Below are 13746 nucleotides of genomic sequence, written 5' to 3' on the forward strand. Positions count from 1 at the left end.
ATGTCATTCTGTTCGCGCAGCGTGCCAGAGGCATTACGAAACCAAGTGTAGTGAAGAATCTCTTGAGATGCTTCGTTTTGCTATGGCTAACGCCACGCTCCGCGAACGCTACACTCAGCATGACAAAACAGGATCATTTATTTTGTGGCTTACTCCAAAGTGATCGCTTCTGAAAACTTAGCCAAGGTCATGGTCATATTCCTTTGCCGATTGAGTGCATACCTCCATAAATATTATGTATAATCAATATGCCCCCCTGGGGGATTTTAAGTTATGATATTGTGAAATAAGTAAAGTTTAGTAACAAATATTAAAAACTTTGATTAATCATACATTCTCCGCCTACACAGCTACTAACCCGACTGTAGATATCAATCACAGCCTGAAAAATCATCATTTACCAAATTTCCTAACTTCCCGACAAAATTGGTTAATATTTTTAGCATCAGTATTCTTAGTATCAGTACCAGTGTTTGTAGAAGCTCCATTGGTGCGCTCTTCTCCCATTCTTAGTGTATTAATGACAGGCTTTTGGGTGTGGATCAGTATGAGATTAATGTCACGTTCACAAACCTACTTGTGGGGAGATTTACTCTTTGGCTTTAGCTGGACTTGGTTAACAGGAGCGATTTATTGGGGTTGGTTAAGATATGAACCAATCTGGCATATACCAATAGAAGCATTAGGATTACCTTTTGCTGTGTGGTGTTTAGCGAAAAATTGGGGTAAGGTCGGCAATTGGTTTTACCTCGGTTCTTTACTAGGAACGGTTTTAACCGATATTTATTTTTATTTGGTGGATTTGATGCCTTATTGGCGACAAATTATGAGAACAGATCCATCAGGTGCTTCACAAATCTTACAAAATGCCCTAGCACAAGTCCAAACCCCTTGGGGAGAAGGCTGGGCAGTCATTCTTGCCCTGATGCTGATGACAGTAGGAACAGTCTCTTTACTCCATAAGCAATCCCATTGGTATGCCTTTGGGGGGGCGGTTTTGAGTACAATTCTAGTAGACAGTCTCTTCTTATTAGCAGCAGTCCTGGCGTGAAATTCCCATCAATTCAGGTAAACACCGAAAAATGGGATCGGAGGTGCTATGAGGTCAGATTTTTGGCAAAAGTCAAGTCAAACCAAATAGTCGTAAATATTATGGATATTGATACGCTGTATATTAGTTTTTGATGACTGTTGTGCAAGCTCTCAAGCTTAAACCATGAAGAAGCCAGGATTAAGTTAGAAAAAAACTGCTCTAACACCCTGCAACTTCTGGCTTATGCCCTATAGTTCATGGCTTTTGGCTGCAAAATTTTATTATTCCTGGAAAAAAAGAGGTAAAAATCGTGAAAGGATTGGTGCGTTTATTTACTGTGTTTACATTGTTGCTAGGTTGCTGGGGAATACTGGGAACTACTCAAACAGCCCAAGCTGTTAGTTTCAATAGCTTTGTGGGAAATCAAGTTCCAGTTTTAGCACTTGCCCGTCAAAACAAAGCAGATCAGAAGCTAGGAACAGATTTTGGTAAGAAAATTGATTTGAATAATACCAATATGCGGGCTTTCCAACAATATCCAGGACTTTATCCCACCTTGGCTAAGAAGATTGTCAAAAATGCTCCCTACGAAAAAGTAGAAGATGTATTAAATCTGCCAGGATTGACCGATAGCCAAAAAGAACGTTTGCAAGCTAACTTGGATTATTTCACCGTGACAGAATTAGAGCCTAACTTCAACGAAGGCGACGATCGCATCAATAACGGTATCTACAGATAACCCTAGTTGGTAATTGGTAATTGGTGATTGGTGATTGGTGATTGGTGATTGGTGATTGGTGGAAGCAAAAAGCAAGATATCTAATAAATATCCCTATTACCCATTACCCATCACCCATTACCCATTACCCATTACCCATTACCTATTACCTATTACCCATCACCCATCACCCATTACCAATCACCCATTACCCATCACCCATCACCCATCACCCCATCTTGCCTGATATAAATATTCCTAACCAATTCGATGTTTTAGTAGTCGGTGCCGGTGCAGCAGGACTATATACAGCCCTATGTCTACCAACATCCTTACGAGTCGGCTTAATTACTAAAGAAACAGTCTCACTCTCTGCCAGTGATTGGGCGCAAGGTGGCATAGCCGCAGCCGTCGCCCCAGAAGATTCGCCAAAACTGCATATTGAAGACACATTAAAAGCAGGGGCTGGTTTATGTGATATCGCCGCTGTCAAATTCCTAGCCGAACAAGCCCCCAGTTGTATTCAATCCCTCGTTGACCTGGGCGTAGCTTTTGATCGTCATGACAGTAACTTGGCTTTAACCCTAGAAGCAGCCCATTCTCGTCCTCGCGTGCTTCATGCAGCCGATACCACAGGCAGGGAAGTTACCACCACCCTCACAGATCAAGTTCTCCGTCGTGAGAATATCAAAGTCATTCAGCAGGCATTGGCTTTGAGTTTATGGATAGAACCCCAAACCGGTCAATGTTTGGGAACAAGCCTATTTTATCAAGGGAAAATTACCTGGATTAGAGCCGGGGCAGTGATTTTAGCTACTGGTGGCGGTGGTCAAGTATTTGCCCAAACCACTAATCCAGCAGTGAGTACAGGTGATGGTGTGGCTATTGCCTGGCGGGTGGGGGCAATTCTCCGTGATTTAGAATTTGTCCAATTTCACCCCACAGCCCTGAGTAAACCAGGACGTTTTCTCATTAGTGAAGCTGTGCGTGGAGAAGGGGCGCATTTGGTGGATGACACCGGGCGACGTTTTGCCTTTGATTACCACCCAGCAGGGGAACTAGCACCCCGTGATGTGGTCAGTCGAGCGATTTTCAGTCATTTACAAAAAACGGCTGCTGACCCGGCTACAGCGAATGTCTGGTTAGATATGCGCCCCATTCCCCCTGACAAAATTCGCCATCGTTTCCCGAATATCATCGCCGTTTGTCAACATTGGGGGATTGATGTCTTTACTCAACCCATTCCTGTGTCACCTGCTGCCCATTATTGGATGGGTGGTATCCTCACGGATGTCATGAATGCCACGAATATTCCCGGTTTATACGCCATTGGAGAAACTGCCAGTACGGGAGTACATGGTGCTAATCGTTTAGCTAGTAATTCGTTGTTGGAATGTATTGTCTTTGGGGCGCAAATGGCTAATGTTGACTATGAAAAATTGCACCTGGAAAAACAGGAATCTACTAATATTATTGAAACTGAAAGTTTGGCAGTTAACCCATCTCTAATCGAGTGGGAAAATCAACAAAGACAATTAGCAGAAATTCGCCAAAACTTACCCCGTGTAGTTTGGCAAAGTGCAGGTATTTGTCGAGAAAAATCAAGTTTAGAAAATGCCATTTCTCAAGTTGCATCTTGGCAAGAAGACTTTGCTGCTTTACCCCTAAGTCAATTGTTATTGAGTTTAAAACCTAGACAATCAGTTAGTTTTCAACAACCACAAATTGAAAAGGAATTGCGGCTGTGGGCAGAAACTCATAATTTATTAGATGTGGCGGAATTAATTCTTAAAAGTGCTGTTTTTAGAACTGAAAGCCGGGGTGGACATTACCGTTTAGATTATCCCCAAACTGATCCTAATTGGCAAGTGCATACTCTTGTCCAAAATCAGCAATGGGTAATGGGTAATCCTGTTACTTAAAAAGTATGCCAAAAGGATGTTTTAAAAGTTTATGGCGATTAGTAAAGATGCCTCTAGCTCCCGCCAGGGATACGCTACTACACAAACAGAGTCCACCTTCGTGGACTAATAAAAAATCAAGGTTATTAACGTAGGTGGGTTTCGCCTGTATAGCCGTGACTTCTAGTTCCTGGGCAGTGAGACAGAATTAATTACACAATGTCATTGCGTTAGCGTAGCGTGGCGTTAGCCATAGGGAACGAAGTGAAATGAAGCAATTCCAAGGGTTGTGATTGCTTCCCTTCCCTCGCAATGACTGTAAATATTTTTGTCCAATTACTTAAAATTAGGCTTTTTCAAACAACCTCTAAGTAGGTTGGCGTTGAAAATTGTCGTTATGGCAAGGCAAAAGTGAAGAGGGTTTGGGCGATTTTACGTTTCTTTACACAGTTTGGTTTTATTGTGTTCACCTACTTAGCTTTTTAAACATAATAAAAAAGCTAGATTTTTAGTGTGTATAATTTATTTATTGGTGGCTAAACCCCTCTCCCTCTGGTAAACCTCTCCTTTGCACCTCTCCCTATAAGAGGAGAGGGAAAAGGAATAATATTTAATACTGGAGAGGCTTTGAACTTGTTCTTTGTATGATAAAAAAGTCCAGCTTCTAGCCGTTTTGAGTATAACCACTAATGAGATTGTTATTAACCCACTATTTCTGAATGGTATGCGTATATTTAAGAAAGTTAAGTAAAGGTCATTAATAATAGTTCTGGAAATCGCTTTATAATTTGGTTGTAGCTATTTATAAAGAAAAAATAAATCTACTATAATCAGTCCTTAACTTCCTTAAATTCATTATTTTTTTTTAGTTATACTCAACACGGTTGGGACATGGACTTTGACGAAATTACGAAAAACCTTAATTTGTAGGGGTTTAGCACTGCTAAACCCTTACCCACAGATCAAATGAATAAGCCGTTTTGAGTATAAATTATGAAAATCCCCAGAAATCGCCAGACATACTTATTAACCGAGTCAGGTGAGGAAAAAATAATTAATACCCTTAGTAAAAACTACGTTAATCTACGCAATAGAATTACATGGATACAGAAACAGGTGGAAAACACTGGTGAAAGTATAAGTAGCAATACGATTCGTAAAATTTTAACAAAGCAGAGTGTTGAAGAATATGTAATTCAGTCCGTATTTAAGGCATTGAAAATATCATACAAGCGTCACGTAGACAGCATTCTAGTTTCAAAAGATATAAGTAGTGCGAAGAGTTGCTATCAAAACTTCTTGTCTTTTGAAAACAAAAGTCCTAATTTTTTTGGCAGAGATGATGACGTAGCAAAGCTTAATACTCTAATCAATCAACATCAAAAAATGATTGTTATTCAGGGACCAGGAGGACTAGGTAAAACAACTTTAGCTAGGCAATACTTAGATAATCAAGGGTTTGATTTAGTTTTATCCCTAGAAATGGCTAGGGAGGCAGAGAACATCACTAGCGTAGAAAGCGTAGTTGAAGAATGGCTGCAACAATACTTTGAACAAGAACCAGGAAGGGAATTTGGTATTACACTCGCAAGATTAAAAAAACACTTGCAAAATCGCCAAGTCGGGATATTAATTGATAACTTAGAACCCGCACTAGATAAACATGGTAGATTCATTCAAAATCATAGTCTTTATCTAGAATTATTCAGGGTTTTAGCTGATGTAACTGTCCAGTCATTTACGATAATTACTAGTAGAGAACATTTATTTGATGACCGTGTTGATATAATTTATCATTATTATTTAAGTGAATTAAGTGTATCAACGTGGCAAGAATTTTTTGCATTTCACGAAGTTGAGGTTGATATTTCTTTACTAGAAGAAATGCACATAAAATATGGGGGTAATGCAAAAGCTATGCACGTCCTAGTTGGATCAATAAAAACAGATTATCAAGGAGATGCAACTGCTTATTGGCAAGAAAATTGTACTTTGGTGGAAAGAGGATTAAAAAATTTAGTTGTTAACCAATTTAACCGATTGCAAAGTTTAAATCCAAATGCTTATAAATTACTGTGTCGGTTAGGGTGTTATCGCTATCAAGATATACCGCAAGTTACTGAAGATGCCTTACTGGCTTTGTTGTGGGATATTCCTGACCAGCAACAGTGTATGTATGTAATTAGAAGTTTAAAAAGTTTGCGTTTGTTTGAATTTGCTAAGGGGAAGTATTGGCTGCATACACTGATTAAAGAAGAGAGCATAAAAAGGTTGAAATCAAGTCAAGAATGGGAAGAAGTTAACCGAAAAGCAGCCGAATTTTGGAGAGGTAGTGTGAAAAATATTCGCACAATGGAGGATGCTAAGAAAGCGTTTGAAGCCTATTATCATTATGAATGTATTCATGACTTTGAACAATCTGGATATATAGTTATAGAACGGAGAAATGGTTGCTGGTCATTTGATGAAATGCTGGCTTTTTCTTACTACCGAATGGGAGCATTAACACAAGTAATATCTATCCTGAATTTCCTCAAAGAAAAGGTAGAATCTGAATATCTACTAGCAAGTATTTATAGTATTGAAGGCATAATAAATTTAGTGTCAGGAAATATGCGTATAGGGATTAATTATCTGAATCAATCACTAGCAATAGCAAATTGTATTTTAAATAATTTTGAAAATCATCAAATAGATATAAGTTATGATGAGATTATATTATTGATAGTCAAAAATCAAATCCATTCATCCTTTTACTATATAGACAGTTGGGAACTGGAAGCAGCCATAGATATTTTAGAACCGACCAAATCATGGATAGAAACCATAGTACAAAAGGGAGATAAAAATTTAAAGTTAAAAATAGAAAAATATCAAGTAACCGTGTGGCTACATTTAGCTTTGTTATACTCATACTTTAATGCAGGAGAAAAATACACTTTTCCTAAATCTTTTGCTAAAAAAGTATATTATTCGTTTTTCACAAGAATTTTTGCTGAAATGGTATATTATATTATAGTTAATTTAGAAACTTTCTTGATTAATGCAGGATTAGGAACTGAAGTGAATTTTTGCACATGGCGTAAAATATATGCTTTATTAAAGTTAGGTCTAATTTACAAAAATTTAGGGAACATTGAAAAATCTTTTAAAATATATAATACAGCGATAGAATTCTCTCAAAAAGAAAGTTCCTATGGATGGATAGAATCTGCTAAGGAACTTAACTACAATTCTCACTATAATCCCCCTGTAGCTAAGATTTTAACTGGTTTAGCAGAACTTTATCGAATCCAAGATAATTTTGAAGAAGCACTTTTCAAACATTCACAATCAATAGAAATATTTTATAAAATTAGCAGTAACAGATGTGATTTAGCAGAAGCTTACTTTCAACTAGGTTTAACATATCAGAAAATGGGTGACTTTAAAAATAGTCAGATCAATTTTGATGAAGCCATAATATTATTTACAGCGGCGGAAGCTCCCCGGCAAGTTGAGAAAGTTGAAAAAGAGAAATTAAAAAAAACCCAAATCAGGGGGACTGTGGGTTATTCGAGTGAAATAGACAACTAATTTACATACTACCGGGGCTTTAAACCCAATTTTTCCGCAATAAATATCCGGGATGCCTTGCGGCTTGACAAAAAGGAGGTTTTGTGAATGATTTACATACATAAATATCCAGTAGGGGTAAAGCGCAATGCTAACCCACTACTCTCGATGCTTGATTAATGATTTTTTGGATTTAGGAACGCAAATTTAATAACCTGCAATTAATTCTGATGTGGAATGGTGCGCTACGCTGTCGCTAACACACCCTACTTTTTGACTTTTGCAGTTTATTTAATTCACATTCCTTAGTCTTAATCTCTAGCGGAAATATTTAAAGTTTCTCGGACCTGTGTAACCAGTGATCTTTCCTAGTTCCTCTAAAGTCTGGACTCCGCTATAACTTTTACCATTAATAATCCAAGTGGGGAAACCTTCAATTTTTGCAGCTTTACATAATTCTGGTTTAACATTGGGACTATCGCCAGCGCACTCTACCTTAGAATTATCATTAATGATTTGATAAGCCTCTTTACCAAAAAGTAGCTTTTGTTCGTGACAGTGGGGACACCAATAGGCTACATATTCCTTAGCACCAGATTTGACAAGATGTTGGGCTAGGGCTATTTCGGCTGCACCAGATTTAGTGGTAATTTCCCAGCCAAATTGAGGATTGGGTTGTTCTTTAGGAGTAAAGGTAATTGCTGTTGGTTTACCATCATTTGATTCAGTAATGTTACCTGATGGATTTACTTGAGAATAAATTCCTAAAGTCCCAATTAGCGTCACCATTGCCACAATCACAGCCGTAAATAAAAGTTGTCCGATGTCTTCCCAGTCTCTACCCATGATGGTTAACACTAACATAGTTAATGCAAACAAGGCAGAGGCAATACAGTACAGACAAATAGCTTTGAGTTGAAATGCCAGGACATACATTAAGTATCCACTGAAAACTGACATAGCGATCGCTCCCACAAACAGCAACCACCAAGTTAAATTTTCTAGTTGTTTCTGACTTTTGTGATTTTCCCCTGCGTTCAATGCTAAGGGAGCTAAAGCCAATATCAACATCCCCATGTATGCCAATAGACCAAATACAGGTAATGGTTGACCTAAAACCGTAGCCCAGGGACTAGAAAGGACATCCACACAACCTTTAACATTTTCTGGGGTAGTACAAACCGGAGTGCTGCCAGTCAGCTTTTCATAGGTGAGATAACCTGTATTTAGGATACCAAAACCAGCAATAGTTGCGATCGCCGAACGCGACCATTTATGAATCCAAGGAGTAGAACGACGACGAATCATAATATTGGTAATGGGTAATGGGTAATGGGTAATGGGTAATGGGTAATGGGTAATGGGTAATTGGTAATTGGTAATTGGTGACAAGAATCTCAAGATCCTCCTAATCATCTAAATCAAGAAAATCAAAAGAATCATAGTTTAGACAATTTCTAATCAAGAAAATCAAAAGAATCATAGTTTAGACAATTTCTAATCAAGAAAATCAAAAGAATCATAGTTTAGACAATTTCTAATCAAGAAAATCAAAAGAATCATAGTTTAGACAATTTCTAATCAAGAAAATCAAAAGAATCATAGTTTAGACAATAGAGGTCTGCGGGCAGCTTCTACAAATTGACTGACGCGAATCGGATCTATGGGTTGCTGAATTTGACCATGACGTTTGAGAGAACTAGAAACAATCACCCCATCTGCGGCTTGTAACAAAGTACCCACATTGTCCCAACTTGCACCACTACCGATAAAAACGGGAGTACCAGCCGCCGCAGCACTAGCTAGTTCCAAATCCTCTTGGTCAGGAGGACTACCAGTAGCCCAACCAGATAAAATTACCGCATCAGCCAAACCTCTTTCAATAGTATCTTTAACAGCAACCGTCAGATTAGGAGAACTCAAAGGACGGGCGTGTTTGACCAAAACATCAGCAAAAATTTTCACATCAGATCCTAATTCCCGACGATATCGTAATAATTGATGAGCTTCCCCTTCAATTAAACCTTGATCCGTTGCCATCACACCCGTAAGAACATTAATTCTGACAAATTGGGCATTAACACAACTAGCAATAGCGATCGCACTTCTACCATCATTACGTAAGACATTTAAGCCCAAAGGCACAGTCACCAAATTCTGGATGCGTTGCACAACCACAGTCATAGCACTCACAACTGCGGGGTCAACTTGATTTTTCGTAAATGGGGCATCAAAAAAATTCTCAACGATAATCCCATCTACACCTCCACTGGCAAGGGCTGTGGCTTCTTGTTCGGCGCGGTCAATCACTGCTTTGAGACTACCTCCCCAACGGGCTGAAGTCGGAAGAGGGAGCAGATGTACTACGCCAATAATTGGTGTTCGGGTTTTAAATAACTGATGTAAGTCCACGTCTTTAATTTACTTGTCACAGTCTGGAGTTATTGTCTATCCCCACTCTCCAGACGAGGGGGTAACAAAATGGCATCAATAACTAGACAGGAAGAATCACACAAAAAAATGCAGATTCTTTAGGCATTACAGCCTTCTGCCTTTTATACTAATAATATAAGTTGCTTTAGGGAACAGAAAACAGGGAATGGATGATTAGGAATGGGTAATTTAGTAATTTTTCCCATCTCCCTGCCCATGAACCCACCTTTTTCATGGTCAAATTATTGCCTCCTCCTGAAGATATAAATTAACTTTCAACCTTCCATAAGATATGTTAAGATAGAATCTAATGACAAGAGGAGTTTGCCACTCACAAGATGCAAGGCAGCTTCCCGGCATTTAATTGCAAATGTCCGAGTAGCATTACTGCTTGATAGGCGTAGTCGCCAATGCGATTTCCCCAGTTGGGTAGCGGCTTCTCACAACAGACCTCTTGGTCGGCTTCCCAACGGGTAAATTAACAACGCCCACGCTGCGGTAATGCAAAATACCATTAAGCGAATCGTTAAAAATATAATGAGTGTCGGACTTACCCAAAGACACTTGAGATTACCCTGGGAAACAAATTAGTAGAAGTATCATGCCATGATCCTATCAACATGATAGCTGAAGGTCGTAATTTGGCTTTTACTAGTTAAAGTTGCTAGTTATATAGGTTAAATCTGGTAATTAGTAGCGGGTAGTTGGGTGGAAAAGACAACAGAATTCAGGAGGTAGGGGAGCAGGGACTGCGCCCAGTCAGAAATCACCGAGTAAAACCCGATTGATTTTTGATTGAAGTTTCGTGCTTCATTTACCTGCTGTCTTTTGGTGATTGTATATTCCTAACCCAACGCTTGAATGTTAATTAACAAGGAAAAACGGAAGATCTATTCAAAATATGGTTGAAAAGCCAACGATTGCCATTTCTCACCTGGGCTGCGAGAAAAATCGAATTGATACAGAACATATGCTAGGGCTGCTAGTAAATGCAGGCTATGGTGTAGATAGTAACGAAGAATTAGCAGATTACGTAATTGTCAATACCTGTAGTTTTATTGAAGCGGCTCGACAGGAATCAGTAAGAACCCTAGTAGAACTAGCGGAAGCCAATAAAAAAATCGTCATTACTGGCTGCATGGCGCAACACTTTCAAGAACAATTATTGGAAGAATTGCCGGAAGCAGTAGCGGTAGTAGGGACAGGCGATTATCACAAAATCGTTGATGTCATCGAGCGAGTAGAACAGGGAGAGCGAGTTAAAGAAATTACTGCCGAACCTACCTATATTGCCGATGAAACCACACCCCGTTATCGGACAACCACTGAAGGGGTAGCTTACCTACGGGTGGCAGAAGGCTGTGATTATCGGTGTGCATTTTGTATTATTCCCCATTTGCGAGGAAACCAGCGATCGCGTACCATTGAATCAATAGTCGCCGAAGCCCAACAACTGGCAAGTCAAGGTGTCAAAGAAATAATTCTCATTTCCCAAATCACCACCAATTACGGCTTAGATATTTACGGGAAACCCAAATTAGCCGAATTGCTACGGGCATTAGGCAAAGTAGATATCCCTTGGATTAGGATGCACTACGCCTATCCCACTGGACTCACACCGGATGTAATTGCTGCCATCCAAGAAACCCCCAACTGTTTACCATATTTGGATTTGCCTCTACAGCATTCCCATCCAGAAATTCTCCGGGCCATGAATCGTCCTTGGCAAGGGCAAATCAATGATGGGATTATGGAACGGCTGAAAATCGCCCTACCATCAGCAGTGTTCAGAACCACATTTATAGTTGGTTTTCCTGGAGAAACTCAAGAGCATTTTCAACATTTATTAGAGTTTACCCAACGACATAAATTTGATCATGTTGGTGTCTTCACCTTCTCACCAGAAGAAGGAACTCCCGCCTACAATCTACCCAATCAAATTCCCGCAGAAGTGATGACGGAACGCCGTAATCAACTAATGGAATTACAACAGCCAATTTCCTTCCAGAAAAATCAACAGGAAATCGGCAAAATAGTTGATGTCCTGATTGAGCAAGAAAATCCTGAAGGTGGAGAATTAATCGGTCGTTCCGGCAGATTTTCTCCCGAAGTTGATGGTCAAGTCTATGTTAAAGGAGAGGCTAGGCTAGGAACCATCGTCAAAGTAGCAATTCAAAGTGCCGATGAGTATGACCTCTATGGTCAAGTTATCAATAGTGATAGATTATCTTCCTATCTGCTATCTGCTGTTGTATAAGACTTAATTTACAAATAAGTATCGGCTCACAAGTTCAAAATTTACAATCAAATCTAGGAGCGTTAATGAATTTATCATTTCAAGAATTAGGCATTTCCCAAGAACGGGCTGAACTGTTAGCAAACATGGGTTTTTCTGAACCTACAAATATTCAAACCCAAGCAATTCCTCAACTATTAAATGGTCGGGATGTAGTTGGTCAATCCCAAACAGGAACAGGTAAAACCGCAGCTTTTTCTCTACCAATTTTAGAAAAACTAGATCCCAACTTAAAAGCTGTACAAGCAATAGTTTTAACCCCAACCCGTGAGTTAGCAATTCAAGTTCATGCGGCTATTTCCCAATTTATTGGTAACAGTTACTTGAAAGCAGCGGCTATTTATGGTGGTCAATCAATTGACCGCCAAATTATGCAACTCAGACGTGGGGCGCAAGTCGTTGTTGGTACACCAGGACGGGTCATAGACTTACTAGATCGTGGTAACTTAAAATTAGATCAAGTCAGATGGTTTGTCTTAGATGAAGCTGATGAAATGTTAAGCATGGGCTTCATTGACGATGTAGAGAGAATTCTTTCTCAAGCACCTGAAGAAAGACAAACAGCCTTATTCTCAGCGACAATGCCACCGTCAATTCGGATGTTGGTAAATAAATTTTTGAATTCACCGGTAACTGTCACCGTTGAACAACCCAAAGCCGCACCGAATAAAATCAATCAAGTGGCTTACATGATTCCCCGTCATTGGACAAAAGCTAAAGCTTTACAACCAATTCTGGAAATGGAAGATCCAGAAACAGCTTTAATCTTTGTTCGCACCCGCCGCACAGCCGCCGAATTAACCAGTCAATTACAATCTGCTGGTCATAGTGTGGATGAATATCATGGTGATTTGTCCCAACAAGCCCGGGAACGCCTATTAATCCGTTTCCGTAACCGTCAAGTACGTTGGGTGGTAGCTACTGATATTGTAGCGCGTGGTTTGGATGTTGACCAACTATCCCACGTGATCAACTTTGATTTACCCGATAGCGTGGAAACTTATGTTCACCGGATTGGTCGGACTGGTCGGGCTGGAAAAGAAGGAACGGCAATTTCCTTAGTTCAGGCATTTGAACGCCGCAAACAACAGGCATTTGAACGCCATAACCGTCAAACTTGGCAAATTCTGTCTATTCCTACCAAGGCACAGATTGAAGCCCAACATATTCAGAAGTTAAGAGGACAAGTTGCTGAAGCTTTAACTGGGGAACGGTTAGCTTCCTTCTTGCCAATTATCAGCGAAATGATTGAGGAATATGATGCTCATGCGATCGCTGCTGCTGCTTTACAAATCGCCTACGATCAAACCCGCCCCGCTTGGTTACTATCAGGAGTAGACCTACCCGTTGAGGAAAGCCCAACTCCCAAACCCAGAATCAACAAACGTGGTGATAGTGGCGAACGTGAACGCAGTTCCGGTGGTGGTCGCAGTGGTCGTTCCTCTTGGTCAAAAGAAGGTAAAGGCAACGACGACAGACGCAGCAGCGGTGGCGGTAGTCCTAAACCCAAGTTGAAAATCACTCACCATGAATCTTCTCCTAGTCCTAGTAACCAAAAGTTAGGTTTACCGACAGTTAGAGAATAGATGGGTTGTCAGTGCATCGCCATAACAACCTGTTAATAAGCTGATTTTTAAAGCCACTTTCACCTACAGATTAAAACCTGCGGGCTTGAAGGTGGCTTTATTAAGTAATTGGACAAAAATATTTACAGCAATAAAGCTTATTACCAGAGATAGTAATAGGGGTTGTGTTTAGAGATATCATAAGACCTCGTGGTAAGTGGGAAACTCAGTCACTTTAGGGATCA

General features: G+C 39.8%; 8 protein-coding genes. 6 read left to right on the plus strand and 2 right to left on the minus strand.

Annotated elements, in window-relative coordinates:
- The first annotated feature begins 370 nt into the window (after window positions 1-370).
- The 4 genes from NG743_RS05105 (at window position 371) to NG743_RS05120 (ending at window position 7228) form a co-directional block, all read left to right on the plus strand.
- Window positions 371-1051, plus strand: coding sequence for a DUF3120 domain-containing protein (locus NG743_RS05105; protein WP_371316527.1), 681 nt, complete (start codon window positions 371-373; stop codon window positions 1049-1051).
- Between the two features lie 292 nt (window positions 1052-1343).
- The gene (gene psbU / locus NG743_RS05110) at window positions 1344-1772 is read left to right on the plus strand and encodes a photosystem II complex extrinsic protein PsbU (protein WP_027404574.1); all 429 of its coding nucleotides are present in this window, start codon (window positions 1344-1346) and stop codon (window positions 1770-1772) included.
- Between the two features lie 218 nt (window positions 1773-1990).
- Window positions 1991-3673, plus strand: a complete 1683-nt coding sequence (gene nadB / locus NG743_RS05115; RefSeq protein WP_027404573.1) for an L-aspartate oxidase — start codon at window positions 1991-1993, stop codon at window positions 3671-3673.
- Between the two features lie 972 nt (window positions 3674-4645).
- Window positions 4646-7228: a tetratricopeptide repeat protein gene (locus NG743_RS05120; RefSeq protein WP_257121633.1), complete on the plus strand. Its 2583-nt coding sequence runs from the start codon at window positions 4646-4648 to the stop codon at window positions 7226-7228.
- Window positions 7229-7525: 297 nt separating this feature from the next.
- On the opposite strand, the gene NG743_RS05125 is transcribed toward NG743_RS05120, so the two are convergent.
- A complete protein-coding gene (locus NG743_RS05125; RefSeq protein WP_027404572.1) occupies window positions 7526-8515 on the minus strand; it encodes a vitamin K epoxide reductase family protein in 990 nt (329 codons plus the stop codon).
- Window positions 8516-8806: 291 nt separating this feature from the next.
- Entirely contained in the window at window positions 8807-9619 is an 813-nt protein-coding gene (btpA, locus tag NG743_RS05130) for a photosystem I biogenesis protein BtpA (RefSeq protein WP_035083305.1), read from the minus strand.
- 922 nt (window positions 9620-10541) lie between these two features.
- On the opposite strand from btpA, the gene rimO reads away from it, so the two are divergent.
- Both rimO and NG743_RS05140 read left to right on the plus strand, forming a co-directional pair.
- A complete protein-coding gene (gene rimO / locus NG743_RS05135; RefSeq protein WP_027404571.1) occupies window positions 10542-11897 on the plus strand; it encodes a 30S ribosomal protein S12 methylthiotransferase RimO in 1356 nt (451 codons plus the stop codon).
- 65 nt (window positions 11898-11962) lie between these two features.
- Window positions 11963-13522: a DEAD/DEAH box helicase gene (locus NG743_RS05140; protein ID WP_257121634.1), complete on the plus strand. Its 1560-nt coding sequence runs from the start codon at window positions 11963-11965 to the stop codon at window positions 13520-13522.
- Window positions 13523-13746 lie beyond the last annotated feature (224 nt).

This window comes from Dolichospermum heterosporum TAC447, from assembly GCF_024584745.1.
Taxonomy (GTDB): domain Bacteria; phylum Cyanobacteriota; class Cyanobacteriia; order Cyanobacteriales; family Nostocaceae; genus Dolichospermum; species Dolichospermum heterosporum.